Below are 26,975 nucleotides of genomic sequence, written 5' to 3'. Positions count from 1 at the left end.
TTAACTTTAGATACAATTGCATATAAAAGAAGCGCCGGAAGATACAATTTCTGGCGCTACTCTCCTTCTTTATTGTTTTTTATCCTATTTATCTTTTTTTCTTTTCTCTAACTAATTTTTCTACATTTGTTGTAGTAGTTGAATTTACTGGATCCATTTTTTTACCTGCTCTTTTAAACGGAGCAAGCAATAGATTGAAACCAAATCTTCTTATCGTAATATCGATGAAAAATAAGAAGATAGCTAACATTAGAAGAAATTGTTGAATAGATTGTTTCTCTGAGCTAGATAGCTCCATTTCACGGAAAGCTTCAGAAGCTTCCGTCAGTAGCTTTCCATTCGTTCTACTAGTAATCATCTCCAGAATAGCTGTATTCGGCTTTTGTATTTTGTATTCCTCGCTATAGGGAATGGAAATACCTGCTTGATAAACAGCATCCTGTTCATTGGAAATACGAAAGAACACAAGTCCTGGTTCACTGTCTACTGTTACTCTTGCTTTACCAGGTGCAAGTGCTTCAGATGTTACTGAAAGCTCTTCCCCTTTTTCATTGACAGCAGCTATCTCTAGAAATGATGACTTGCCAGTAGGATCCGTAACGGTAAATGATTCATCCGATGACTTTTGGATAGAAAAAGGCACCTCACTATAGGCTGGTAGTAACCTCGATACTGCCGTATTCCAAAAGTCTCCCCAATTACTCCATCTTGCAAAGTCTCCGCTCCACTCACCGGTAGAATCCGATGTAAATGCAATTGTGCGACCGAGTCCATACATCCATTCAGCTAATACGGGGTCTTCTTTTTCACTTTCTGCAATAACGGATGCAGTTTGTTTCGCAGTTGTTGCTATATAAGCATTCATTTGCGGAACTCCTTCTGCAAATAAGCTCGTCCATGCTGCGTCCCCATAAATAGTTGGATAGAATGGATTATCCTCAATATAGGTTCTGGAAATCATTGCTGTCTCGGTGGACATTATCGCTGGAATGGTGGATTCATCTTGGACATCGTAAAACGTGCCCCCTCCCATTTCTGCTAAACTTTCTAATAATGCTCTATCTGCATCTTGTCCAACAGCAACAGTGGAAACGGTTATCAAATTATTCTTCCCGTCCTCTAACAGCGTTTGATAGTCATTGCTTGTAGCTGACTGACCATCCGTCAATAATATAATATGCTTTCGCTGTAATTTTAGAGGAGATAATTTTTCATATGCTAGAGCTAAACTCGTATATATTTCTGTTCCTCCGCCTGCTCCTACTGAAAGTATACTTTCGACAGAGGTTTCTTTATCGTTTAATGGAGAGGCTTCAATAATTTCCCATGGTCGATCATCAAATGCGATAAACCCAAGAGTGTCTCCTTCTCGAAGCATTTCCACAGAACGTGCCGCTGCTTCCTTCGCATATTCTAATTTAGTTCCACTCATACTACCTGACCGGTCCATTACGATGATTAACCCTAATGAAGGCAGTTGCTGTTTTCCTTTTATCTCCATCTCAACTGGTAATAATCGTTCAATTGGACTCTTAAAATAACCTCCTAAACCGAAACTGTTGTTCCCGCCAACCATCATAAAGCCGACACCAAAGTTTTTCACTGCCTGTTCAATAACCGTCATCTTTTGTTCTCCGACGACATGACCAGGTACATTATCAAATATAATAGCATCGTATGCTAAATAATTTGATAAATCAAAAGGTAGTACACTTGCATCAATAACATCCGTTGCAATCGCCTGCTGATCAATCACAGTCGCAATATTAGAAGAATTACCATCATGAGTGACTACTAATAGTCTCGGAGAGCTCTCCACATTCGTGACACTTGTCAACTTGTTATTCTCAATTAACCCATCCTCTGCTAGTACTACTTGAGCTTCATACTTAAGTAATCCTTCCCCCTTGGAGGCATTTCGAAATGTAAACGTATTAGTTCCTGGCTCTACACTAATTTGCTCTCGCGTGATTAGCTGATCATTTTGATATAGAAGTAACTCTGCCTCTGTATTAGTCGTCGCCTCTAGCGTGACATTTAGTTGTTGCTGCTCACCTTCAAAAGCTACTGGTGGCGTTTCAAAGGAAGTTATCGCAACATCCTCCGACGATAGTCTTGCCATTTGAACAACATCTATCGTTACATTTCCTCCAGCTATTTTGACGATTTCATCACTAACAGATCCAGTCGTTTCAAGTCCGTCAGTAAAGAGTACAATTCTTGTTGCCTTATTAGGCTCTACTATGCCTGTTGAAAGCTGTAAGGCCTTTGCTAAATCAGTATTCCCGGCTTCTAACATAGGGGTAAAAACAGGTAAATTTACTTCCCCATCTGTTATGGCAATTTCAGTTTGAAAGTCTTCTGCAAAAGTATAAACACCTACTAGATGAGAAGCTTTTTTAGATTGTAAACTTTCTTCTATCCATTCCGTTATTTGCTGATCAGTTCCATGTAGGGAAGCAGAACGGTCTACCAAAAATAATACCTGTTCTTCTTTAATAGGTAATAATAAATATGGATTAGTAATACCTAATATCAAACATAGGATAGCTATAATTCGTATACAAAATACTATTTTTCCTTCTCTTTTTAAGCTCTTCTTATCTTTTTTCCAAGTCCAAATAAAATAAATACCAATAGGAATTAATAACAATAGCCATAGCGGTTGGTCAACTCGTAAATCCACGTCGTCTTTGCACCTCCCACTCTATAACAAATAGCAATACTAATAAGAATAATATATAAGGAACAAAGGAATGGGCTTGATGGTCATCTGAAGCATTTATCTGTTGTCCAGTCACTTTATACGAAGTTCCTTTATCAATCACTTTTTCCTCTTGTGGCAATATAATAGAAAGATTCTTCACGATGTCGTTTGAACGCAGAACATATAGTCCTGGTTCACTTGGTGCAACGAATTTTCCACCATTTTCAATGGCATATTCATACTCATCATCCATTGTATAAATTTCCCACTCCGCCGTAGCTCCAAGGGATAGAGGCTTTCGCTCGTTTGGAGTGAATGTTCCTAAATAATCACTTCCTGCTGAAAGATGCTCCTTCACACTCCACATGAAAAGTGGAAACGTTGGACTCAAAGGCCAATCCGTCATTTGAATATCTGCAAGAATAATAATATCTCCAGTTGGTGAGGTTTGGATGAAAGGATCCTCTCCAATAGTAGCAATAGTAGTATATCCGTCTATAGGGGGATATACCGAGCTCACATATATATCCGATAAATTAGCAAAAGCAAATAACGGAGATTCCGTAGTCTGAACTATTCCATTTACTTCTTTAGGAAATGCATCATTCCTCCCTATATATAAGGTTGGTTTCTGAGTTTCACCCTTTATTCCAAATTGATTGGTGACAATTATTCCCTCTTCCTTTAACAACCCTACTTGTTCTGAAGGTACACTGCTCACATTAATATCTAATGACTGAAAGGCAGTTCGAACGAGCGAATGAATGGAGCTATCTATGAAAACATTAGACAATTGATCCTGCATGAAAACAATATTCTCATTATCTAAAAGGTAAGAATCTTGTATGTCTATATTTGCTTTCAAATAACTTGAATTCACTAGGTCATCAAAAGATAATGTAATCGTTTCTTTTGGTGGCAATTTAACTACCTCAGAGACTAATTTCTTCTCTTCATTTGATATCGTCAGCTCTGTTACAACCTCTTTATTTGATTGATTTTCCAGTTGAACTAGCGTCGAGATTCCATTTGCAGTTTCTGTTGCACCAAAACGTTTAATAGATGCATTCGTAATATTTGTGGTTAAAGCTTCTACATTCCAGCTTACATTTTCATGTTGTAAGGGAAGAGATTGTCTTTCTAATTCATCTGTAAAAATATAAACAGAGGTTGCTTTGTTTTGAAAAAAGGATTGGGCAAAATCCAAAGATTTTGACATATTTTCTGCTTCATAGCTTATTTCTAGTTTCTTAATTTCTTTTATCATTTGCTCTGTATTCATTTCTTGGCGTAATAGGACAGCTGGTTCGTTTCCGGTAGTGATTAATGTAAGAGGCTTGCCTGCTAACTGTTCAACTAGCTCAAGCATTTTCTCCCTATGCTGTTCAAAAAGAGAGATAGAATTATTCGCATTTACTTTCATCGTTGCAGAAGTATCTACGATAAATACAATCTGTTCCCCAGCTATTGCTTTCGTTTTCCAATATGGTTGGAGTAATGCTAGAACAAGCAAAAGCATAGCCAGCATTTGTAAATAAAACAAAGCATTCCTTTGCAAATGCTGCAAATACGGAGAAGCTTTCGTTTCCTTCATTGCCTCTTGCCAAAACAGTGTAGAGGAGACAGACTTTTTGACATATTTTTTTCGAAAAAAATAATACAGAAGCACAGCGATTGGTAAAATGGCTGTCCAAGAATATATTAACTGATTAATACCCAAACCTTTTCACCTCATTGCACCCAATTTGCTCGTAGTAATTGATGAAACATAGTATGCGAAATACCTTCATCTGCATTTACCTGAAGTATTTTAATACCAAACTTATGACAAAGTAGTTCTATTCGTTGCTGATGCTCTTTTCTTTCCTTATGATAGGCTTTTAGTACTCTAGAAGATATGGATACATTTACTTTTTCCGATGTTTCGATATCCTCTAATTGCACATCTCCACCGTATGATGGAGCAAGCTCTTCACTAGTAACTACTTGTAAAATTCTAATATCACTAGCGAACTTTGGCAGTTTTTGAAGTAATCGTTCCCATGATTCAATACTTTCTAAGCAATCAGTTATGACAAATAAAACTGTACTATCTTTCGGTAGAAAGGGTAGTGCATTATCTGTAAAAGAGGAACTCATGGTTGGATCGTCCATGTCAGAAATAGTTTGGATAAAGGCTTTCCGGTAAGTTGCTCCTTTTCTTCTAAAAGGAAGCTTTTTCCCTTCACTAACGGCTGAAAAGGATAATCGATCATCTCTTTGTAATACAAGAATTCCCAACGAGGCTGCTAATTGTTTAGCGAAGGTCCATTTAATAGAACCTCCCATAGACTTAGTCGTATCAAGTAAAATATGCACCCGCATTTCTTGTTCGTCTAAAAACCGTTTGATAAAATACTTATCGGTACGTGCATATACATTCCAATCTATTTGCCGTACATCGTCACCTGGTGTGTACTCCCGAAAGTCTGAAAAGTCTAGAGAGGCACCAAAACGTTGTGAGCGATGAGAACCTTTATGCTGACCTCTTAGTTTTGATTTGGTTGTTATGGATAATCTACTTAGCTTCCCTGCCCAATCCTTTGGAACTAATTGTTCGATACTCATACAGTTTGTCCTTGCTTAACGGTTTGTAGGATAAGGTCGATCAGTTCTTCTGCCGTTTTTCCTTCTGCTTCTCCTTCATAATTGAGTAATAAACGATGCCTCAATACGGGTTTAGCAACTGTTTTAATATCTGCAATCGATACATGGTAACGTCCTGCAACTAATGCTCTTGCTTTGGCAAGCTTGATTAGACTTTGTAAGCCACGTGGACCACTTCCGTATTGAACATACTGAGCAATTTCAGGAATACTTGCTTCTCCAGGATGTGTAGCAGCAATGATATCCACTGCGTATTCCAACATATCATCTGCTATAAGTACTTCCTTAACCATCTGCTGTGCATGCACTATTTCTTCTGCATTCATTATTTTATTCAATTGAATCGTTTGTCCGCCAGTAGTACGTTTCGTTATTTCCATTAATTCGTCTTTGGAAGGATAGGAAACGAGTATCTTGCATAGGAAACGGTCCATTTGAGCTTCTGGCAATGGATAGGTACCTTCCATTTCAATTGGATTTTGCGTTGCAAGCACAAAGAATGGCCGATCCATTTGTTTGGTCTCTCCAAGAACGGTAACTGTTTTTTCACCCATAGCTTCTAGAAGCGCACTTTGTGTTTTCGGTGTTGCTCGATTTATTTCATCCGCTAACACCATTTGGCTAAAAATTGGTCCTTTTTGAAAGGTAAATTGTTGTTTTCCATTTTCTAATCGCTCAATCATACTCGTACCAGTGATATCTGAAGGCATCAAATCTGGGGTGAACTGAATACGTGAAAAGGATAAATCTAACACTTCCGAAACTGTTCGTATGAGCATAGTTTTACCTAATCCAGGTAATCCCTCTAAAAGGGCATGCCCATCAGCTAACACACAATAGATAGAAAACTCAACTGCCTCCTTTTGACCAACGATAAATTGACCTATTTCTGTTCTTACATCATCTAAACGCTTACTCATATACATGTAGTCTTCTGTTGTAAAAGTCATAGTTCCCTCCGTTATTCACTATTTTCAACTGATGAAAAGTAATCTTGAACAATCCTTTGTAAATCGGATGGTAACTGCATACGCTCGGAGCTTTTTATATACGACTCAGAATATTCGTTGACCACTTCTTCATATGGTCTTGCAGAACCTCGAGTAATAGGTGTATCCGCTGGTTTCTCACTAGCGGAATCTCCTTCTCCAAGTCCACCTGAATCGACCGAAGTTTCTCCATTTCCTCCAATTCTTGTAGGAATAGAAAGTAAATCTCTACCTCCTGAACCTAAACCTGCTCCTTGGCCATTACCTTGTCCCTGGCCCTGGCCTTGTCCTTGTCCTTGTCCTTGTCCTTGTCCTTGTCCTTGTCCTTGTCCTTGTCCCTGACCCTGTCCTTGACCTTGGCCCTGTCCTTGACCTTGACCCTGTCCTTGACCTTGGCCCTGTCCTTGACCTTGACTCGATTGATTTTGTCCCTGTTGACCTTTAGAGCTACTTGAAGTTTGTGCATTGCTATTTCCCAGGGCTATCCCGCTGGAACTGAACGGTAATGATTTACCCATCTTACTTAAAGTAGTTTGAGAATTAGAAGCACTTTTTGCAAGTGAATTACTAATATCCTCTAAAGAAGCTAGCTCTTTTTGCTCCTCAGCTGTTAAAGATGATTCAGATGCACCTTCCTGCTCAGCCACCTCTTTTTTTTGTTCTAGCTTCTGTTCTTTAAGTGCTAGTTCCTTTTGCTTTTTCACTACTTCACGTAAAGCTTTTTCTGCTGTATCTGCTTCTTTTAATTTTTCTTTAAGATCATTCAATTCTTTTTTTACTGACTTTGATAACTCTTTTTTCTCTAGCTTACTTACTTCTTTCTTTAGCTCCTTTACAATTTCCTGCTCTTTTTCCAAATCCTTAGCCTCTAATTGCGTAGCAGCTGGAAATGCATACAAAAAGAGTACTACTGCAAGCGCCAAAACAAATCCCGTAATACACTTAGGTAAAAAGTACTTTTTATCACGTTTCTTGAACAGCTGGAATGCAATTTCACTGTTTTTTTCAGCTTTATCTATTAACCCTTTAACGAGCAAAGATTTTTCCTGCATGAAAGCTAAAGCACTCACCAATAAATTATCCAAATAGAAGGAATCCAACTTCTGTACTGCTTCATTTTTTGAAGGTCTTTTCCAAAAAGCATACAAAAACGTGCCTATAAAAACAGAACTTCCAACAAGAATGGAAGTTCTTAAAAAATACGGAAAGACAAACAAACGAGATACTAAAAGAATCATCGCAGTAGCACTAAAGCCATAAAATAAGGCTGCTTGGAGCATTCTAATATAATGCTCCACTGCCAGACTGTTTTTAGCTCTAGTAACGTACCGGATTAACTTTTTTGGACTATTCATCTATTGTCCTCCTCACTTTGTCCGATTCATATTAACCCGCAGTTTTTTAACCGATATAAAAATAGCAAATGCTGTAATACAAATATAAAAGATGGCATAGCCTGCCCAAATTGGGAAATCGACTTTAGTTGTATCTGTTATAAAAGTATCAGAACCTGGTGATACAAGCGTCAGAACTAACACAACTGGGTTAATACTCGCAAAGAAATGACCTACTGGTGATGATGCTAGTGAACCTGATACCATAGTATTCATGCCTGTTATAACTAAGTAGATAAAACCGGTTACCGCACTTAAAAAGATCATTGTCCCGTATGTCGCTATCATAGAAACAATTGTTTTACGAATGATGGTCGAGTACATAATTCCGATGCTTCCGATGGCAAGCATTGTTAAAAAGAAAAATAAGAAAATAATGCCTAATTGACCTGGTGATACCCCACCGAATAAGAAAACCATGCTATAAATAGGCAAGCCTGCTATTAATAACAAAAGTAAAAATGCAATGGAGGAAGTTAATTTGCCAAAAATAATTTGAAATGAAGTCTGCGCTGTTGTTAATAATATATTCAATGTTTGTTTTTCTCGTTCCGAGCTAATAGCACCTGCTGTTAAGCCTGGAGTGATGAAAAGTATTAACCCAAGTTGAATATAGGTGAGCATCGTAAACATAAAAAAGCTTTCCTCAGGGCGGAAATAACCAGTACCCGAAAATTGAGTAGTTAGCATGATAAACCCAAATACAAAAATACACATAGCAATTAAATAAAATAGAATTCCTATGAAACTTTTTGGGGAACGAAAGCGCAACTTTATTTCTTTTACCAATACTGGATTAGAAAACACCTGCTTCATGTTATTTCGCTCCTTTCGTGATTTCCATAAAGACATCCTCTAAATCCGTTTCTGTCTCGGAAAAGGAAATAATTTTTATCGAATGATCCATCGCTTTTTTAAGTAAATTGATTTGATCATCCTCAGTCCCTCGATAATGGAAGGTAACTGAATTTTTCTCTGTGTGTAATTCTACTGAAGATACAAAAGGATCCTCTTCAAAGAAGGTCGCAACATTCTCTAATAATCCCTTCACCTTCACTGTAATATGTCTTTCTCCTGCAAGCTGTGCTTGAATATCTGCAACAGAGCCATGTGCAATAAGCTTTCCTCCATCAATCACACCTATTTCATCACACATTTCAGCTAACTCTGGTAATATATGTGAGGAAATGAGGATCGTTTTCCCCATCCCTTTTAGCTGTTTTAAAATATCTCTCATCTCTACACGTGCCCGTGGATCAAGTCCTGAAGCCGGTTCATCCAATATAAGAACCTTTGGGTCATGTATTAATGAACGAGCCAAACATAATCGCTGTTTCATCCCTCGTGAAAGTAAATCGACATATTCATAACGTTTATGGGTCAAGTTGACAAGATCGAGCAACTGCGGAATTAATACCTTTCTTTCCGCTTCGGAAATTCCATAACTTGCGCCATAAAAATCTAGATACTCATTCGCTTTTAATTGATCATACACTCCAAAAAAATCAGGCATATAGCCAATTTGTTTGCGCACTTCACTTGCATCTGTCCTTACACTTTTACCATTTACAAAAGCATCTCCAGAGGTCGGCTGAAGCAATGTAGCCAGGATTGAAAAGGTTGTAGACTTACCTGCTCCATTTGCTCCAACAAAACCAAATACCGTGCCTTCTTGTAGTGTTAAATTTAAATCATTTAATGCATAAAAGGAGCCATACTTTTTAGTTAATCCTTTAATTTCTATCATTACTTCACTTCCCCCTTCATACGCACTTCTGGAAGTCGTGTATATGGATCACCTTGTACTGATTTTTTGATCAATTTGTAATGTATTATTCCTGTTTCATTGATATACGTATCAATATTTTCAGTTAAAGTAAAACGGCTTTCAGTGATTTCTTCAAAAGATTCTGTTTTTAAGTTCCAAATCTCAATTGTATGGGAATTACGATCTGTATTCGCAATTTGTAGCTGCGTCCAATTGACTTTGTCTAAAGGAAGTGTTTCTGGTACTGCCCAATACACATTATATTCCCCTTCATCTAAATACCATTCGAGGTTACTATTTTGAACCGGCTCCATATATTTGCCGTATTGCTCGGTATTCACATTGACTGTAAACATATTAGCTGGAAGCGTAAACTCTCCCGAGAAAATAGTAGTAGCTGTGAAAGGTTGAATAACTAAATGTAAGGCAGAAAGCTCTACTTTTTTATCCTTCAATTCAACCGGAAGAATATTGTCCTCTGCAAAGCCAGTAATAGCTGGAGTCGAATTAGTGTTTTTAAATATAATGCTTGATGAATATAGGGCTTGTTTACGTTGGGACATTAAATCGATTTGGTTGTTCGCAAATGCTCCGTAATTTGCATTAACATATGGGTTCGAAGTTGGCATAAGCATAACTGTACCAAGTTCTTTATCAACCTCTAGCTTTTCTCCAGCGGCTAAATCACCTAATTTATATAGTTTACTACCTGACCAAATAGCGACATCTTTTAATCCAAAAGGAAAATTATTTTGAACTGTACCGAGAATTTTACTAGAATCGACTCTTAAATCTACCTCGAAATTACCTACGTCCTGGATTTGTGTCTCTCCAAACAATGAAGATACAGACCAATAACCAACATCACGGAATGTTAGCTCACTATTCGTTGCATGTTTTTCCATTATTGCATTTTCATACACATTTGCAGTTTGACCCGTAAACGAGTTTGTACTTCTCTTTGCAACCATCGTAGTGGTAATTGGTGCCTCAAAAGTGAAGTCTCCGCTTTTATTACTTAAAATCGATTCCGCATAGTATCCATTCAGGCTCTTATCCTCATTTACTTGAAGGAATGAGGATTGCTGTACTTGAGGCCTTGCAATTCTGTCCTTTGCACCGTAGCCAAAAATTGCTAGAGATGCAATTATAGCTGTGAGAGGAATGATACCCCAGGCATACTCTCGTTTATCTTTTCTTTTCAAAATAATATATAACAATGGAACTATTATGATCATGTAGACAATGACAATTCCAATCATTAATGGTGTTGATACTTTAAAGGAACTAAATAACGAATTTGTATCACCTAAATTATATACAAGCTCGTCTTTTAGATTATTATAACCGTTCATACTATGTGTATTTTTCACTTGTACTGCCTGCAGTATAGTTGACATTAAATCACTATACACAGGATCAGCAGCCAAAGGAGCATCTCCTAGTGAAAAAGTAGTTTGAATGATCGTTCCGCTACCGAGCTGTTTCTTACCTGCTAATATTGTCCCATCCAGTTGTATCAACGGTGACGATCCACTAGTTAATGACGCATCATATATCTTTAGATCATTTGTCAATAAGTTATTCGCTGTTAATGCACTTGCTTGCTGAGCAGTAATACTTTGAGTTGATGTATGTAAATTTAATGGTAAGTAGTTGCTTAGATTCCCAAGCTCTGCAGTTACATTATCAGAAGCACCAACTACAATTATTCCACCGGTAGAGACATAATCGATAAGCGCTTGCTGTTGTTGTTCAGTTAAATCAGCAATCACGAACTCATCTATAATGATGTAATCTGCCATTTCCCAAGCAACTGCCTCTTCAGGTAATGCAAAGTTATTCTGTTGTGCTACATGAATAATTTCATCGTTAACTTGATTTGGTTGCTTAAGCTGATTGAGAACCTTTAAGCGATCAGCACTTTCCGTTAATGTTAAATAGTAGATAGTTGCTGGATCTTGAAAGTTTGTTCTGAACGTTTTATTCCCTTTGAAGTCGATGGACTTACCTTTTTCCCATCCTCCTTCGAAAAAGTGAATCATTTGAACATTAGTTCCTTGATACATATAATCTTCCGCTAACCCACTTGCTGCAATTTGTATGGTCTTTGTTTCACCTGCTCCAATCTCGAACGGAATAGACTGAGCATTTCCTAAATTATAGGACTCAGCTAGATCAAGAACAATATCACCTGAAAACGCATCTCCTTTGTTTTCCACTGTTAGTGATATAGGCAAGCCTTCTCCATATTTTGCTTTTCCATTAAATCCAGTTGTCACTTTTACATTTAGTTCAGGCGCTGCTAATGCTTCTATTGATGGCGTTAAAATAAAATAAATCATAAATGCTGAAATAACCATCACAAACTTTTTTATATGCATCTTTTTCCCCCCTTTGTCTTTATATGTATTAGTACGATAATGGCTTAGTTAGGTTCCATTATTGAAAATTTTTAGCATGTTTTTTTACAATTTCGACAAACGCATCAACTTGTGGTAGATTGAATGACGCGTCATAGCCGATAAGCCATGTATCTCTCGTCAATTCAAATTGTTCTTCATTATTCGTTAAGGGTATTTTGTTCACTTCCTCATGACCCGTTAATGTGATGGATGGTAAAATCGCATAACCTATTCCATTTAGCGCCATTTGTTTACAAGTTTCAATTTGATCGACGATAATTTGTCTTTTAGGATTAATCGAAAAATGCTTTTGCCACCATTGTTGAATTTCCTGATAGTAGTTAGAATCACTTTTGAATTGGATGAAAGGCTTTTCCGTAGTCAACACTTCATCAATGGACATCATCTCCTTGTCCACCAAATATAAAGTATCTCTAAATAAATGAATTTTATTTCCCTTCCAATCAGATTGACCACGCACTATTCCAATTTGAGCCTCTCCATCGTAAATCGATTTAACGATTTCTGAGCTCCATCCAGTCAACAAGGAAATTTTTGCTTCTGGGTAAGTTTGCACGAAGTCCTTTAAGACCATTGGTAACCAGTTTTGACCAACAATAGAAGCACATGCAATTTTCAAGGTCCCATGTACTTTCGATGTTAATGATTGAATCGTTTCATATACTTCTTCCCTTTGCTGAAGTATTTGGTTAGCAAACTCAATTACAAGCTCTCCTTCTGGAGTTGCAGTTAAGCCTTTTTGTGATCTTAAAAAAAGCTTCGCATTCCACTCTTTTTCAATTGTTTGAAGTCTTAGAGATAACGCTGGCTGAGATAGAAACAATCTTTCTGCTGCTTTTCGCATATTTTGTTCCTCAGCTAGTGTTCTAATAATTAGAAAATCTGTTACCATTGGCTTTCCTCTTTTCAAATGGGATTGTGATGTCATTCATGCGCATTCTAATAGGATACGCGCATTTCATGAATTGATGGAGATACAAAGCATGAGATTAATGGCTAAAATACCCTTTCGAAAGTAATTCTCCTTTGTGAGCATGTAAACTAACAGTGAGCCAAAGTATTTTATAATAGTAAGCGAGTAAATTCATCATGAAGGCAAGTAAAAGACGTGTCAAAGTAAGTAAATGTTTGTAGGATAAAAATATCTATTCATCAGGTTTTTTTACACAGATGCACGCTTCGCATGAGCCTACAAGGACGTGGTCGTTTCGCTCCTACGACTTGTTGGAGCACACCCTAGTGATTACAGTTGAGAGGACAACACTTTCTAAAATAAGTATCCATACTTTGCAACAACCCGAACTTGTATTAATTCTATTAATAATCATCGTGTTATTATAAGCGCCTTAACCAATCATTTAGTTAGTATCTGTTCACTATTTGATTGAAGTGGAATGCGGCGACTCCAGCGGGACAAACGAGAAAGTCGAGACCCCTCAGGAGTGTTTTTAAGAACGAAGACTAAGAATGCCACATCGAATGTCGACAATTTGTAACCAGTATCATACTGCCCAAGGAGGCTCGACCTCGCCCGCGGAAAGCGTCCGCATGAAACGAAAATCATCAGCATTACTTATTTAAATCTTTTAGCACTCGAATCTTCTATACAATATCAATTTCTATGCCATAAATCTTATGAAAAAAGAAGGCCAACTAAGATTGGCCTTCCATGCGTAAAAAATATCTGGGATTTTATTGTGCTTGATAAAGGTACTTTTTCATTTGTTTTAAAATGACTCTTCTTGTTAAAATCCCTAAAAAGGTCTGCTCATCGTCTACTACACAAATATAAGGATTGTTTACTAGTAAATCTAATCCTTTTTGAAATTTTTCATCCACATGAATGACAGCAATATCTGTTTTCATAATATCGTCTACTTTTAAATCTGGTAAACGTTCGTATTCAATATGTTCTAATCCTAAAATTTCATCTGTAATTTGTTGAGAGCTTATTAAGCCCTGAAGTCTATATTTTACATCTAATACTGGAATAGAAGAATACCCAGTCTTTGTGAGTACAAGTAAAGCATGTTCTGCGTTATTTCCTAATTGTACATGTGCAACCTTTTCTGCAGAAATAATGTATTCCAAAATCGGAATTTGTAAAAAATCTTTGCTGCTCACAGTTATCATTGCATCCTACTCCTTTGTTTGCTTTCATCATAAGAAAACACCCTATGTAACTATCATAGCATATTAAAGGAATAAAAAAACCATGAAATCGCTTTCTTTTTTTATTAGAAAGGATTAGGATTCAGCCATTGTCCACCATCTAACGTGACAATTTCTCCATTCATATAAGAAGCTTTATCGGATAATATAAATGTTGCGAGCTCTGCAATTTCCTCTGGTTTTCCAAGACGTCCAAGCGGTACAGATTGAAGTGTTCTCTTCGCAGCTTCTTCGGATTCCCAAAGCTTTCCTGCTCCTCCTGTACGTTCAATAGGACCTGGTGCAATTCCATTTACTCGAATTCCATATTTACTTCCCCACTCAACCGCTAATGTTCTTGTTAATGACATCACACCAGCTTTTGCGGCGGCTGAATGTACTACCCCAGCTCCTGCTCCCCATGCGTATGTGGCAAGCATATTTAATATAGACCCCTTGCTTCCTTTGCTAATCCAATAGTTTCCGATCGCACTTGAACAATAAAAAGAACCATTCAAAACGATGTCAATTACTGCTTTCCATCCATTAGGAGAAAGTTTTTCTGCTTCTACTATAAAATTGCCCGCAGCATTATTAACTAAACCATCAATATGACCGTATGCTTTGTCTGTAAATTGAATCATTGCCTCAACATGCTCTGGATTGCGAACATCCATTTGAAAGAACGATATAGTATTACCATATGCTTCGATTTCCGTTTTAGCTCTCTCTAACCTTTCTAAATCACGCCCGGTTATGACTACGTTTGCACCTTCTGAGACAAACTTCATCGCCATGTATTTTCCCATTCCGTTCGAACCACCTGTAACAATTATCGTTTTCTGTTTCAACATAATAAGACACCCCTTTAATATTGAATGAACACTCACTCAATATTTTACCATACACAAACGAAAAAATCCGAAAATTCTAAGAACCAAAACCTGTTTCTATCGTTTCCAAGGTGCTTTGGACAGACTTCTCGCTCTTTGACTACTATTTTCATCTATGCAAAAAACTTTGCCAAATCTTATAGTTGAGTACTACATTCTATATTGATTGTATTGGGAACAGCGTTAGGCGAAAGCATCCGTCTGAAACGAAAATCAACTGTGTCGATATTTTGATTTTATTCTTCATAAATACCTGTATCACTCTTCAAGACACAATATTTTATACTTTCATTCATTAAAAAAAGCCGTAAATTCTTAACAAAGGAATTTACGGCTTTTCAGATTGCATATAAGATTCGTTGATATGTTCAATTGGAACAGGTTTACTAAACAAATAACCCTGAGCTTTTTGGCAATTAGCAGATTTAAGTATTTCTACTTGTCGGTCCTTTTCCACTCCTTCTGCAATAACTTCCATGCCTAAGCTGTGAGCAAGTTGGATAATGGTTGTAGCAATAGCTGCATTTTTATCATCTAATTCCATATCTTTGATAAATGATTGATCTATTTTGATAATATCGATAGGATACTTCTTTAAATAGCTTAGAGAAGAATAACCAGTACCGAAATCATCAATCGAAATAAAAACTCCTATATCCTTCAATTCTTTTAAAGTAGTAAGAGTATCCTGCATATCGGTCATTGCACTCTCCGTGATTTCCACTTCTAGTGAACTTGGACTGATATCATACTTTTGAATTTTTTCGTGAATCTTCATAGCAAAATTGTCTTGTATAAATTGTTTTGGCGATATATTTACAGCTATTCTAACTGGTCGATACCCTTTTTCTTGCCAATACTTTAGCTGTTTACAAACCTCTTCTAATACCCAATCTCCTATTTGCATAATCATACCGGACTCTTCAGCAATTGGTATAAAATTCATGGGTGATACATATCCAAATTTCCTATTATTCCATCGAAGTAACGCTTCAAATGAATTTATTTCACCCGTTACTAGATTCACCTGCGGCTGATAATGAATAGAAAACTCTTCTTTCTCAATCGCTCTTCGTAAATGCGATTCCATCAAGGCATCATTTGGAAAGGCTAAGTTCATTTGTTCTTGATAATAGCGATAATGCGCTCTTCCTCTATCCTTCGCAATATATAATGCTTGGTCCGCTTTAATGAGTAGCTCATCCATCTTTTTTCCGTCGTATGGATACATAGAAATACCTATCGAAGCTGTGACGAAATATTCTTGGTGATCTAAGTATAGTGGCTTAGAAAGTTCTAATAAAATATTTTCTGCAAACTCACTAGTTTCATCTCTAGATTTATCTATAATGATAAAAACAAATTCATCCCCACTTTGACGGTATAAATTACTTGATTTATCTATGTATAACCCAAGCCGATCTGCAATTTTTTTCAGTAGCTCGTCTCCATAATTGTAGCCAAGCGATTCATTTATCATTTTAAATCTATCTAAATCAATCCGTACTACCGATATTTCACTACCCGGTTCCGCATTCACTAAAGTATCCCGTAAATGCTCCTTTAGAGCACGTCTATTCCATAAGCCTGTAAGATGATCATGGTAAGCAAGATAATACAATTGTTCTTGTTCATCTGATTCTGTTGCTGTATCTCGAAGAACCAAATGGAAACCATTTACATTATTATTTATTTCCAGCGGTATTGCTTTTATGTACATAGGTAAATAATGACCTTTAACATGCTGTATTAAGCAATTTTGCATTTCTGTAGCATAGCCAGTTAATGTTTGCTTCATCATCAATTGAAAATTTCTCATCGAGTTTTCCTCTATCAACTGTTCAATTGATTGACCTACTAAGATTTTTGGGTCATAGCCTAAAATTTTTGATGTTATAGCGTTCAGGTCGGAGACATTTCCATTCTCACTAACCGAAATAATGGGATCCAAATTATTATTAAAAAGGGAAAGATATTTGTCTTTATATCCCTTTAACATACTTTTTTCTTTCTCATCCTTCGTTCTATCGTACATTGTCACACCGTAGATCGTTTCTATTTCATCTTCTAGCAATATAATAGTAACATCATATGTATACTGTTTTTTTTGAATAGTAAAAGGGATATTTTGATGGAATTCATACTTTCCATTGCTAACAAGTAGTGTTTGTAGTTGTTTCGACACTGATTCTAGAGAGCTTTGTTCAAATGGTTGAAAAATAGAAGTAGCAGCATCATTTACATAAATAACAGAAAATCCATTTTGTTTATCTTTTTTCAGCATATATGTTGGGATTGAGGGATTTTCCTTGATGACATTTATTAAATAATCACTGATAGCTAATTTTTTATCTGATGAATTATGCATATAGTCCTCCAATGATTACGTAAAAGTACTTGTTATATAAATAACTTTACTTCATTTTATCGGTTTATTCACTATATTCTTTAGAAATGTTATCCAAATATATTTATTTTCAATATTTTTTTGATTTGTGTACACAATTTACTATGGAATTGGTATGATATACTTATGGAGCAGCTTTCGAAGGGGGATTATATGTCAGTTATATTAGATGAAAAAAACATAGCAACCGCAATCTATACAGTAAACCGTCATGCGAAAACAGCAATAGATAACAAGCCGCTTTATGAATTAAAAAAGTTAACAATTGATAAACTATTAGCCGAAAACAAAGCCAAAAAAGTTGGTCTTCATTTCGTTCGAAACCCTAAACATAGTCAACAACAATCCTCTGTCTTGATCCAGTATGCCGACTATTATTTTCATATGATTCCTGTAAAAGAAGATTTTAAAAACCTCCCTCATCTTGGACACTTAGACGACACCTATCGAAACCCAATTCGAAAGATGAATTTAAAGTTAGCTAAACAGTTACTTGCTGAATATATTGGTCCTCAACTTATTGTGAAAAAGTCCCCAAAACAACCTGTTGTTTGTACTAAGCCCTACATGAGAGAGCACCGAAAAAAGCGTACGATGAAATCCTATCTAGATAGGTAAGTAATCTTGAATTTATTTTACATTGTGGTCAGAGTAAGCAAATATAAAAAAGGCTAGCAGGAAGAAATTAATCTTCCTGCTAGTTTTTTTAAAAGAAAAGAAAGTATATTAAAATGTCCCTTGAACACTGAGCTCTTGGGACTTTCTTGAAGGAATAGTACTGTTGATTTTCGTTTCAGGTGGAGACAAGGGTACGATGGCTAAGAACGCCACTTCGTGTGGCAACGCGTTCGTCTGTGATGGTTCATCTTGCTCACTCATCCTGCCGGAGTCGCCACCTTCCACTACAATCAATATAATGTGTAGTACTAAGGATATAGTATAGCCTATAGCTAAGATGATAAGATTAGTTAAACTTTAGATAGTGAAAATCATCTGTAATGGCAGTTGAATTAGAAATGTTATTATCCAATAATAGATGGAGAAAGCAGATTTTCTTTTATTCTAGTGGAAATAAAGAAAAGTAATAAGTGATTGACTCATAAAGAAGCGAAATAGCGAACGAAATTGCATCTTCGAGAGCTTTTTCTCTAAATTAGAAAGTACCTTTTCTCCAGTTATCCAAAAACGCACTAACCTGTTTCTAAAAGTTGTAGGATGGCGACGGACAGATAAAGTGAAACTTCAATCAGTGGGGCTTCTTCCCCCACTGATTGTTAGTTGAACCATTCGGGCTTTTACGGGCAGTTATCTACTGCCCGTTAATGCGGGATAAACGCCATAAGATTACCGAAAAAAGTGATATTGGTTGTGACGGAGGTCACAACCAATATCACTAAAAATTCACTCGGTAATAAATATAGCAAACGTCTGTCCAAAGACCTTCGAAAATGATAGAAACAGGTTTTGACCATAAGTACCGGTCGTATTTTAGCCCGATTTTCTTAGAAAGTACATTAGATAGGCTTATCTGAATATTTATTTGAGAATTCTGGTCATATTTATTTCTGTCCATATTAAAAGTACACTTGAATTCAAATCTCCAATGGACCATCATTCTTTAACTGTTTCTTTTGAATCACTTTACTAAATAATGAAGCAAGCACTTGCTGGAATAACATTCCAAAGACTACAGGCATGGCAACTTTTGCAGGGAAATAAGTGGTAGCAACAATAACACCTACAGCAATATTTCTCATACCACCAATGAATACGAACGTAGTTAAAATACTTGTATCCTTCCAGATAAATCTACCAAGTAGCATAGCAAAAGTATAACCAGAGATAGATAGAATGAGTACAAAGAATATTACCCTAAATAATTCCCAATTAATATCTTTTAGGTAGGGAGCTACGGCACTACTGTTAATCATAATTATCCCAAAAAGACTTAATTTTGAAAGTGGTGCTAAGTGTTTCCCTAAAGTGTTTTGGATAGAACCTTTGGACAGTTCATTAAGTGCAATCCCTGCAATGGAAGGCAGTACTATCATCCATAGTAAATCTATGATAATTGATGTTGTATCAATAGCAATACTTTCTCCAACAATTATATGCAATAAATATGGCATAATTATTGGAGATAATAATGTATCAATTAAAATGATAGATAAACTAAGCGGAATATGTCCTTTACACATATTAACCCAAATTACACTGGTAACCCCAGTAGGGACAGCAACAGAAAGAACGTATCCAATAGTTAACAAATGATCATCAAATACAATTTTAGATAAGGAAAAAGCCCATATAGGCATCAAAATATGTAAAAATGCGATACTAAATAAAATAGTTTTGTGATATTTGCTAAACACCTTAATATCGCTAAGCTTCATACTCAGACTACTGGAAAAAGTCATGAATGCAAATAACCATGGAACTAAGAATAAGAGATACCCACCCACATCTTCAAGAAATACACCTAGTACTAAACTTAAAGGAGTTAAAACAGCCATCCATTTTTGGATAAAGAAATTGAACTTTTGTAGCAAGGTACTTCCTTCCTTCTAACATGATAAGTGCACATTAAACACCTAGTTTCTTTATAAAAAAGGTCTATAATTAATAACGAGGTTGATTTATGATTGCCCGATAATAACGCCACAAGACTACCCAAAAAAAAGGAGAGCACGATGCTAGTCGCGACCCTCCATATATATGCTAAGGTAATGGTACAATTCTGTGTTTAATTGCACTTTTATTCCTTTTTAAATTTCATATTAGCGACGCTTATAAAATAAATTTATCGATTTTTAAGACTAATTCCGCTATCTCTGGTTTACTAATTTGATCCTCTGCGCCGACTTGATCTCCTTTATGACGAAGATCATCCGTAATTAAACTTGAGAAAATAAGAACAGGTAACTTCGATAAATTGTTATGCTCTTTTATCTTTTTAGTTAGTGCATGGCCATCCATTTGAGGCATTTCAATATCTGTTACAACAATTTGGACATGTTCTGAAATGTCACTTGTTACTATTGTTAATTGTTCTAAATAGTTAATAGCATCTAATCCGTTCTCAAAAAACTCTAAGTTTGCGTAACCCGCTTCCGCCAAAGTATCATGTAACAGTTTACGTAGTAAGGGTGAATCCTCTGCTATCACAATTTTTTTGTCTGAACGCTCACGTTTTCCAAGCTTTTTAACGGACTCCACATTAATACCTGAATCTGGGTTAATATCAACAATAATTTTCTCGAAATCTACTAATAGAATCATTTCTTCCTGTCTTTTAATAACCCCAATAACATGTGAAGCACTGCCTTGATAAATATCTGATGGTTTTTCAATTTGATCCCATGAGATCCGATGAATTTGAGTGACGTTATCCACATGGAATACGACCCGTTGTTTGTTGAATTCTGCTACGATAAACTTTTCTTGGTCGCTTTTGTTTTGGGTAGGAATACCTAATACTCTATTCATGCTTACTACAGGTAAAACCTCTCCGCGAAGTTGAACAATGCCCTCAACATGTGGATGTGCATGAGGAATAAATGTAATTCCAATAGGTTGAATTATTTCTTTAACCTTTATCACATTTATACCAAACTTGTTTTGTCCAACTTGAAATTCCACAATTTCTAATTCGTTTGTGCCACTTTCAAGTAATATTCCTTTTTGGTCGTTCATGATGAGTCGCCTACCTTCATAATATGTGTTACAGCTATTATAACATGCACTAGTAAATAATTACTATATTATAAATAGCTATTAATCAGGGCTTGTGTACCATTATCTGCGTAACCTTCATTCATTAAGTCCTCATACAATGATTTTGCAAGTGTTAAACCAGGTAATTGAAGATCCATCTTATCTGCCTCTTCCAAAGCAATCCTCATGTCTTTCACAAAATGCTTTATATAAAAACCTGGCTCATTATTTCCGGCTATCATTCTCGGCGCCAAATTGCTAAGTGACCATGACCCTGCTGCTCCTGTTGAAATGGAACGCAAAACCTGATCTAAATCCAAGCCAGCTTTCCTTCCATAAGCTAATGCCTCACAAACACCAATCATGCCTGTAGCAATAGTTATTTGGTTACACATTTTAGTATGCTGACCTGCACCAGCAGTCCCTTGGTATAAAATCGTTTCCCCAAAGAGATTTAATATTGGAAGAGCTTTGTCAAATGTAGACTTTTCTCCACCGCACATAATAGAAAGCTTCCCAAGCTGTGCCCCAATATCTCCTCCAGAAACAGGGGCATCTAATGACAGCATACCTTTCTCTTTCGCTTTTTCATCAATTTTCTTTGCCAATGTTGGTGTAGACGTTGTCATATCTATAACCGTTAAATTGGTATTGTCTATTTGAAAAATACCATTATCTCCAAAAAACACTTCTTCTACGTCATGAGGGTAACCGACCATTGTAAACAAAATTTCTACCTGTTGTGCAACTTCGCTAGGAGATGAGACGATTTTTGCTCCTTCTTTTACAAGATCAGCTACCTTCTCTTTCGTTCTAGCATAAATTGTTACTTCATGATTAGCATTCAATAGATGCTTCACCAAGCTTTTTCCCATCACACCCGTACCGATAAATCCAACCTTAAATTGTTTTGACATACTTAATCCTCCATTTATTTTCTTAATACATTTAGTGTACCAAAAAAAAGAGGACCATCCATATAACTTTTGGATGATCCTTAAAAAGGGGGAAATGAGAATGTTGCTGTGTTCTTTATTATTATGCCCCGCTCAGACATTTTTAAACATCTTTTTCAAAAAAATATTTTGTTTTTATTATTTCGAGGTTTGATAGGAAAAATTCAGCCTTCTCCGACTGAATAGCTCGACCGCCATATCTTACTTCCTCATAAACTTGGAAGAACTCATCTTTCACTGTCCATTCCATCCGATGGAACCATTCACGTACTGTTTCACTTTTAGTTCGATCATAATCATATAAGGTGGCCTCTACTTCAAATTCTTTATACTTCTCTCTTAATAGAGACGTATCCACTAGATACAGGGATTGCTGAGCATTCAACTGTTTCTCTTTCCTATCCTCCTCTAACTCTTTATTTATATAATGAATAGCACTAGGATCTGCCGATAACGTATCTGGTTTATTTTTCAATAATAATCGGATAAAAAATACAATTACAATAATTGCTAACACAAAGAAGATTATTTCAAACGGAAAACCGTTACCAATACTTTCCGAAACTATTTCGTTTGGCTCCAATTCCGTTTGCTCTTCTGACTGGATACGTTCACTTTCTTCCGGTACTTTAATTTCTAACCGACTCAACAACTTGTCTAGATATTCTAACAATGGGATGAATGGAATGATGGCGATACTCATAACCTTCCCCAACAGAACATCAAGTCCTTTTCTTATAAACGGAAACGTAAAATAAAGCACAGTGGATAAGCTCGCTACAGATAACAATCCTAGGGAAAATCCGCCTATTACCTGAGACATAGAAGCTGAGTTTTGTTTATTCGTGCTCACCCAAACAGCATACAATCTCAAAGCGACAGGCAACACAACTCCTGAAATGACTACACTATATAATGGAAAGATATAGTTCTCTAATCCAAGGATAAAACAAATAAAATGAACAGCTAAAAATATTAAAAAGAAATTCAGATTATAGTTACTTTCAACCGTTTGCTCATCCTGCATTTTATTAAATCTTATTTGTATACGCCATATAGAAATTCCTGCACCTAACATAAATAACCAGAGAGGGCTATTAAACAAAAATAATATTAGTAGAACACTGGTAGGAACAATAAACGGAATGATTGGATTTGGACCCGTTCTATCCATTGTTATTTGCATACATATAGCAATGATAGTTTGAAGAATTAACCATAAAAAAGGTAATTCGAAGGTTGTCTCATGCTGAAAAATAACCAAAGGTAGCGCAACGATCCATACATCTTGAATGTATTTCCCCAGCGACTGTGCTTGAACTTTTACATTGTTAGTCATTATATCCATGAGATATGCCCCCTATCTCTGTAGGCGACTTATATAATACATTTGTTCGCTGCTCCCATCGTTGTAGTAACGGTGTATACGTCTCTACACGATGCGTCATCACATAAGTTGCAACTGGTAGCTCCTCATTCAAATCTAAGTATGCTAATAATTTATCAAAAGGAATAATACTATGCGCAATCGAGAGGATCGAGAGTAATTCCATTGCTTGTATACGATGTGAATCCCCACTACCTAATGGGAGATAAACAAAAGGGACTTTTCCAGATGTTCGAACATTTAACGCAAATGAAAAGGGGATATCTTCCTTGTAGCAAGCATCGATGTAAGAAGAAAGCCACTCTAATTTATCTTCAAAATCTGAAAGAACACTATACTTCTCACCTACATTGACTACAAATAATATAGACACATTTGCCACACGTGTAAAAACCCTTGTCTGTAACTGCCCAGTCTTCGCACTAGCCTTCCAATGTATGTGATGAAACTGATCACCAGGCTCATATTCCCTTGTACCTACTGGAAAGAAAGGATCGTCAAACAATGAGGAATTCAACGCCAAATCTCCTTGCTTCAGTTTGGATGGAGCAAAATTATCCTTAATATCGTATATATTTGGAAACACAATCGCATCCAAAAGTATATATGGTTTAAACTCCAGTAATATGGAACCATCTGTTAAAGGATGAGGTATTTCGACATCAAGTTGCTTAATCCTGGCAAGTCCTCTACTCACTCCTTTTATAGGAACCTTTAATGTGACACTTTTTTTATAGCCAATCGAAAAAGGAATTTTAACTTCGTGAAAGTCACCCACTCTTGTATTAGGTATTCCATTTGGCACTATATTTGTTTGAAAAGATATAGTTAAAACTGCGTTCCAAATTGGCAGTCCTTTATTGTTAAAAGTCAGTGTAAGGTCTGAGGAAGTATTCTTCATTAATCGTATTCTTTTTTTATCGTTTACAAATTCAAACCTTTGCCCAACTTTGCGATAATAAATTATTTGAACTAGCCCGATTAACAATAAGAAAGAAATAATCGCAACAAAAATATACTGTTTAAAAAGAAAACTAAAAATAAAAGTAAAAACGAGGATATCTAAGTACATTTTATTCTTGGTCATACCGGAATCTTGACGATTCCAATTCATCGTACATTAGCCTCAACAGGTGCTTCCACCTCTTCTACTATTGTTTTCAAAATCTCTGCTAGATTGTGGATAAGCATACCTTGAGATGATAACTTCATCCGATGAAGACATACTGGCTCAATAACCTTTTTCACATCATCTGGTGTCACGAAGGTCCTATTGTTCACAAAAGCATGTGCCTTCGCAGCTTGTAAAATCGCCAAAGAAGCACGGCTACTGAGCCCTAGTTCTATGTATGGATGATTTCTTGTATAATGTACGATTTGAACGATATACGTCATGATATCCTCATGTACAGTTACTTCTTTCACTTGTTCTGTCCACTTTCCAATCTGTTCTAATGAGACGATTTTATCGATATTAACTTTTCCTGGCGTGCGACCAAATTGCTGCAAAATGCTTTTTTCCTCTATTTGAGATGGATAATCTATCGTCAATTTAAATAAAAAACGGTCTAATTGTGCTGCTGGCAAAGGAAAAGTTCCCTGTTGCGATTCAACTGGGTTTTGTGTTGCAATAACCATGAAAGGCTTTAAAAGAGGAATGGTTTCCCCATCTATGGAAACCTGTTTTTCTTCCATTGCCTCCAACAAACTAGATTGAGTTCGTGGTGTTGCTCGATTGATCTCATCCGCAAGTAATATATTACTCATTACTGGTCCTACCCGAAGAACGAATTCTTGTTTTTGTGGATGAAAATAACTAATACCCGTAACATCTGAAGGTAATACGTCCGGTGTAAATTGTAAACGTTTAAATTCACCGTGAATCGCTTCCGCAAACGCCTTAGCCATCATTGTTTTCCCTGATCCTGGAACACTTTCTAATAGCACATGACCTTGTACTAATAACCCCATTAGCATAAAGTTAATTTCATTTTCTCTTCCAACAATGGCTTCATTCAGTTCTTGTTGCAATAATGATATACTACTCATTTTACTCTCTCCCCTATTATCCTTCTTTTTTAGTATTTTCCTCATCCATCTCTATAAATTGAAAGTCATTTAATAATTGGTCTAACTCTTCACTTAACTTAATCGTATCATGGTTTAAGATTCCTTTTTCTAAAGCGGATCTTACCATTTTCTCTCTAGTAGCCTCTAATCTTTTTAATCTTGTCTCTGACATACTGAATCGCTCCCTTTAACAATGTATATTCTTTTCAGTATACCTTTTGAGGAATGGGACTAAACCATAAGATGTATGACAATTAACGACATTCTCAACTTCTAGGTATATTTAAATAGGTATATGCTACTTGCCCCCCTTGTTTCGCATTACCAGAAAAATGTTTAAAATCCTCTCGTAGAACTAATACTTCTCTAAAAGCTATAAATTCATTTTTTTCAATGACAATGTCTTTAATATCCCCATTTTGAAGCATATTAAGTTTTTCTTCATATGATTCTTGCATAAGTATCAATCCTTTTATTTATTATTTTTTATATTTTTTTAAGAAGTTTAGTCAAAATACTTTACGTACTCTTTATTTTAAGGCAAACTGTATTATATTATGTTCTTAAGGGGATGGGACACTCTATGAAAATAGCTGAAGTTGGGAATATTATTGAATTCAAAGATGGTCTTCAAGGTATTGTAGAGAAAGTCAATGAAAACTCGGTCATCGTAAACTTAACTTATATGGAAAACTTTAACGAACTGGAGACAGAAGAGAAAACAGTTATCAATCATAAGCGTTATAAAATATTATATAGTAATGAAGATTAAACGTCATGCCGTTCCTCTCAAAAGATGGACGGTTTTTTAAATATGAGAAGGATGTGTATTATGTTTCGTCAATCACCGATATATCAACTAGTACTTTCATTAATTCTTGCTTATTGTCTATCCTGGATTACTTTTTCAAATGAAAAAGTTTTTTGGTATTTTTATACTTTTTCCGTATTTTTCCTTATGGCAGCTTTTTTCTATTTTTCCAAAATGGAAGAAGACAACAATTCAATCCGCTTAAGTTTTCTTGGAATAATGTTCGGTTTGCTCTCTTATGCGGGTATTCTAGGAACATATCTCATAATGGACATGGGACCAGCCTATTTGACAAATAGTATAGATAAATTTTTAAGTCATTATGGACCAACAGCTATTTGGCATTATCTATTACTAATTTTCATCATTGCTCCTGGGGAAGAGGTTTTTTGGAGAGGATTAATCCAACAACAATTGAAAAAATATATGCAACCTAAGTTTGCTGTTATCTTGAGTTCCCTACTTTTTGGGTTGTCGTTCATTTTCACTGGTTTTTGGATAGGTATATTAGGAGGATTTTTCGTAGGTCTCGTCTTTGGTATACTATATGAGTGGAAAAAAAGTATCACTGCTATTGTTCTAGCACACATTACATTGCTAGTTCTATTGTTTTTAGTATTACCTTTCACTTGAAACAAATGAAAACCCCTTATCGT

23 protein-coding genes are annotated in these 26,975 nt (G+C 36.0%); 3 read left to right on the top strand and 20 right to left on the bottom strand.

What is annotated here, in order from left to right; translation table 11 throughout:
- Positions 1-88: 88 nt before the first annotated feature.
- From KD050_RS16770 to KD050_RS16715, 12 genes are all read right to left on the bottom strand, one after another.
- Positions 89-2,686 carry a VWA domain-containing protein gene (locus KD050_RS16770; RefSeq protein ID WP_211893471.1) on the bottom strand — a complete coding sequence of 866 codons (2,598 nt, stop codon included), beginning with the start codon at positions 2,684-2,686 and terminating at the stop codon, positions 89-91.
- The gene (locus tag KD050_RS16765; RefSeq protein ID WP_211893470.1) at positions 2,670-4,427 is read right to left on the bottom strand and encodes a vWA domain-containing protein; all 1,758 of its coding nucleotides are present in this window, start codon (positions 4,425-4,427) and stop codon (positions 2,670-2,672) included. The genes KD050_RS16770 and KD050_RS16765 overlap by 17 nt, the downstream gene beginning before the upstream one ends.
- An 11-nt stretch (positions 4,428-4,438) precedes the next feature.
- Complete coding sequence (locus KD050_RS16760) at positions 4,439-5,314, bottom strand: DUF58 domain-containing protein (protein ID WP_211893469.1); 876 nt, start codon at positions 5,312-5,314, stop codon at positions 4,439-4,441.
- Positions 5,311-6,303, bottom strand: coding sequence for an AAA family ATPase (locus KD050_RS16755; RefSeq protein WP_211893468.1), 993 nt, complete (start codon positions 6,301-6,303; stop codon positions 5,311-5,313). The genes KD050_RS16760 and KD050_RS16755 overlap by 4 nt, the downstream gene beginning before the upstream one ends.
- Before the next feature lie 11 nt (positions 6,304-6,314).
- A complete protein-coding gene (locus tag KD050_RS16750) occupies positions 6,315-7,697 on the bottom strand; it encodes a hypothetical protein (RefSeq protein ID WP_211893467.1) in 1,383 nt (460 codons plus the stop codon).
- A 12-nt stretch (positions 7,698-7,709) separates the two neighbouring features.
- Positions 7,710-8,552: an ABC transporter permease gene (locus KD050_RS16745; protein ID WP_211893466.1), complete on the bottom strand. Its 843-nt coding sequence runs from the start codon at positions 8,550-8,552 to the stop codon at positions 7,710-7,712.
- 1 nt (position 8,553) lies between these two features.
- Positions 8,554-9,483, bottom strand: a complete 930-nt coding sequence (locus KD050_RS16740) for an ABC transporter ATP-binding protein (RefSeq protein WP_211893465.1) — start codon at positions 9,481-9,483, stop codon at positions 8,554-8,556.
- A complete protein-coding gene (locus KD050_RS16735) occupies positions 9,483-11,888 on the bottom strand; it encodes a hypothetical protein (protein WP_211893464.1) in 2,406 nt (801 codons plus the stop codon). The genes KD050_RS16740 and KD050_RS16735 overlap by 1 nt, the downstream gene beginning before the upstream one ends.
- 58 nt (positions 11,889-11,946) lie before the next feature.
- Positions 11,947-12,822 carry a transcriptional regulator CcpC gene (locus tag KD050_RS16730; protein ID WP_211893463.1) on the bottom strand — a complete coding sequence of 292 codons (876 nt, stop codon included), beginning with the start codon at positions 12,820-12,822 and terminating at the stop codon, positions 11,947-11,949.
- Positions 12,823-13,622: 800 nt separating this feature from the next.
- Positions 13,623-14,063, bottom strand: coding sequence for a cyclic-di-AMP-binding protein CbpB (gene cbpB, locus KD050_RS16725; RefSeq protein WP_211893462.1), 441 nt, complete (start codon positions 14,061-14,063; stop codon positions 13,623-13,625).
- Between the two features lie 104 nt (positions 14,064-14,167).
- Positions 14,168-14,935: a 2,4-dienoyl-CoA reductase gene (gene fadH, locus KD050_RS16720; protein ID WP_211893461.1), complete on the bottom strand. Its 768-nt coding sequence runs from the start codon at positions 14,933-14,935 to the stop codon at positions 14,168-14,170.
- 367 nt (positions 14,936-15,302) lie between these two features.
- Entirely contained in the window at positions 15,303-17,342 is a 2,040-nt protein-coding gene (locus tag KD050_RS16715) for a sensor domain-containing protein (RefSeq protein WP_211893460.1), read from the bottom strand.
- A 192-nt stretch (positions 17,343-17,534) separates the two neighbouring features.
- Here KD050_RS16715 and KD050_RS16710 point away from each other — a divergent pair, with 192 nt between their 5' ends.
- The gene (locus tag KD050_RS16710; RefSeq protein WP_211893459.1) at positions 17,535-17,999 is read left to right on the top strand and encodes a YkyB family protein; all 465 of its coding nucleotides are present in this window, start codon (positions 17,535-17,537) and stop codon (positions 17,997-17,999) included.
- Between the two features lie 974 nt (positions 18,000-18,973).
- Here KD050_RS16710 and KD050_RS16705 read toward each other — a convergent pair.
- The 8 genes from KD050_RS16705 to KD050_RS16670 all read right to left on the bottom strand — a co-directional run bounded on the left by KD050_RS16705 (position 18,974) and on the right by KD050_RS16670 (position 25,966).
- Positions 18,974-19,930, bottom strand: a complete 957-nt coding sequence (locus tag KD050_RS16705; RefSeq protein WP_211893458.1) for a bile acid:sodium symporter family protein — start codon at positions 19,928-19,930, stop codon at positions 18,974-18,976.
- Positions 19,931-20,168: 238 nt separating this feature from the next.
- The gene (locus KD050_RS16700) at positions 20,169-21,074 is read right to left on the bottom strand and encodes a chemotaxis protein (protein ID WP_211893457.1); all 906 of its coding nucleotides are present in this window, start codon (positions 21,072-21,074) and stop codon (positions 20,169-20,171) included.
- Positions 21,075-21,142: 68 nt separating this feature from the next.
- Positions 21,143-22,012 carry an NAD(P)-dependent oxidoreductase gene (locus KD050_RS16695; protein WP_211893456.1) on the bottom strand — a complete coding sequence of 290 codons (870 nt, stop codon included), beginning with the start codon at positions 22,010-22,012 and terminating at the stop codon, positions 21,143-21,145.
- A 142-nt stretch (positions 22,013-22,154) separates the two neighbouring features.
- Positions 22,155-23,399, bottom strand: a complete 1,245-nt coding sequence (locus tag KD050_RS16690) for a hypothetical protein (protein ID WP_211893455.1) — start codon at positions 23,397-23,399, stop codon at positions 22,155-22,157.
- Entirely contained in the window at positions 23,383-24,552 is a 1,170-nt protein-coding gene (locus KD050_RS16685) for a DUF58 domain-containing protein (RefSeq protein ID WP_211893454.1), read from the bottom strand. The genes KD050_RS16690 and KD050_RS16685 overlap by 17 nt, the downstream gene beginning before the upstream one ends.
- The gene (locus KD050_RS16680; RefSeq protein WP_211893453.1) at positions 24,549-25,487 is read right to left on the bottom strand and encodes an AAA family ATPase; all 939 of its coding nucleotides are present in this window, start codon (positions 25,485-25,487) and stop codon (positions 24,549-24,551) included. Before KD050_RS16680 ends, KD050_RS16685 begins: the two co-directional genes overlap by 4 nt.
- 16 nt (positions 25,488-25,503) lie before the next feature.
- Positions 25,504-25,680, bottom strand: coding sequence for an aspartyl-phosphate phosphatase Spo0E family protein (locus tag KD050_RS16675; protein ID WP_211893452.1), 177 nt, complete (start codon positions 25,678-25,680; stop codon positions 25,504-25,506).
- A 94-nt stretch (positions 25,681-25,774) separates the two neighbouring features.
- Positions 25,775-25,966 carry a hypothetical protein gene (locus KD050_RS16670; RefSeq protein ID WP_211893451.1) on the bottom strand — a complete coding sequence of 64 codons (192 nt, stop codon included), beginning with the start codon at positions 25,964-25,966 and terminating at the stop codon, positions 25,775-25,777.
- Between the two features lie 125 nt (positions 25,967-26,091).
- Here KD050_RS16670 and KD050_RS16665 point away from each other — a divergent pair, with 125 nt between their 5' ends.
- On the top strand, positions 26,092-26,280 hold the full coding sequence (locus tag KD050_RS16665) for a YkvS family protein (RefSeq protein ID WP_090563100.1): 189 nt from the start codon (positions 26,092-26,094) through the stop codon (positions 26,278-26,280).
- A gap of 60 nt (positions 26,281-26,340) precedes the next feature.
- Positions 26,341-26,952, top strand: a complete 612-nt coding sequence (locus KD050_RS16660; protein ID WP_211893450.1) for a CPBP family intramembrane glutamic endopeptidase — start codon at positions 26,341-26,343, stop codon at positions 26,950-26,952.
- Positions 26,953-26,975 lie beyond the last annotated feature (23 nt).

The sequence above is a fragment of the Psychrobacillus sp. INOP01 genome, from assembly GCF_018140925.1.
Lineage (GTDB): Bacteria > Bacillota > Bacilli > Bacillales_A > Planococcaceae > Psychrobacillus.
This window is presented reverse-complemented; position numbering and strand designations above follow the sequence as displayed.

Coding starts and splice junctions, on each gene's coding strand:
- KD050_RS16760 (WP_211893469.1), bottom strand. CDS start 5,314: ATGAGTATCGAACAATTAGTTCCAAAGGATTGGGCAGGGAAGCTAAGT.
- KD050_RS16755 (WP_211893468.1), bottom strand. CDS start 6,303: ATGACTTTTACAACAGAAGACTACATGTATATGAGTAAGCGTTTAGAT.
- KD050_RS16750 (WP_211893467.1), bottom strand. CDS start 7,697: ATGAATAGTCCAAAAAAGTTAATCCGGTACGTTACTAGAGCTAAAAAC.
- KD050_RS16745 (WP_211893466.1), bottom strand. CDS start 8,552: ATGAAGCAGGTGTTTTCTAATCCAGTATTGGTAAAAGAAATAAAGTTG.
- KD050_RS16740 (WP_211893465.1), bottom strand. CDS start 9,483: ATGATAGAAATTAAAGGATTAACTAAAAAGTATGGCTCCTTTTATGCA.
- KD050_RS16735 (WP_211893464.1), bottom strand. CDS start 11,888: ATGCATATAAAAAAGTTTGTGATGGTTATTTCAGCATTTATGATTTAT.
- KD050_RS16730 (WP_211893463.1), bottom strand. CDS start 12,822: ATGGTAACAGATTTTCTAATTATTAGAACACTAGCTGAGGAACAAAAT.
- cbpB (WP_211893462.1), bottom strand. CDS start 14,063: ATGATAACTGTGAGCAGCAAAGATTTTTTACAAATTCCGATTTTGGAA.
- fadH (WP_211893461.1), bottom strand. CDS start 14,935: ATGTTGAAACAGAAAACGATAATTGTTACAGGTGGTTCGAACGGAATG.
- KD050_RS16715 (WP_211893460.1), bottom strand. CDS start 17,342: ATGCATAATTCATCAGATAAAAAATTAGCTATCAGTGATTATTTAATA.
- KD050_RS16710 (WP_211893459.1), top strand. CDS start 17,535: ATGTCAGTTATATTAGATGAAAAAAACATAGCAACCGCAATCTATACA.
- KD050_RS16700 (WP_211893457.1), bottom strand. CDS start 21,074: ATGAACGACCAAAAAGGAATATTACTTGAAAGTGGCACAAACGAATTA.
- KD050_RS16695 (WP_211893456.1), bottom strand. CDS start 22,012: ATGTCAAAACAATTTAAGGTTGGATTTATCGGTACGGGTGTGATGGGA.
- KD050_RS16690 (WP_211893455.1), bottom strand. CDS start 23,399: ATGGATATAATGACTAACAATGTAAAAGTTCAAGCACAGTCGCTGGGG.
- KD050_RS16685 (WP_211893454.1), bottom strand. CDS start 24,552: ATGAATTGGAATCGTCAAGATTCCGGTATGACCAAGAATAAAATGTAC.
- KD050_RS16680 (WP_211893453.1), bottom strand. CDS start 25,487: ATGAGTAGTATATCATTATTGCAACAAGAACTGAATGAAGCCATTGTT.
- KD050_RS16675 (WP_211893452.1), bottom strand. CDS start 25,680: ATGTCAGAGACAAGATTAAAAAGATTAGAGGCTACTAGAGAGAAAATG.
- KD050_RS16670 (WP_211893451.1), bottom strand. CDS start 25,966: ATGCAAGAATCATATGAAGAAAAACTTAATATGCTTCAAAATGGGGAT.
- KD050_RS16665 (WP_090563100.1), top strand. CDS start 26,092: ATGAAAATAGCTGAAGTTGGGAATATTATTGAATTCAAAGATGGTCTT.
- KD050_RS16660 (WP_211893450.1), top strand. CDS start 26,341: ATGTTTCGTCAATCACCGATATATCAACTAGTACTTTCATTAATTCTT.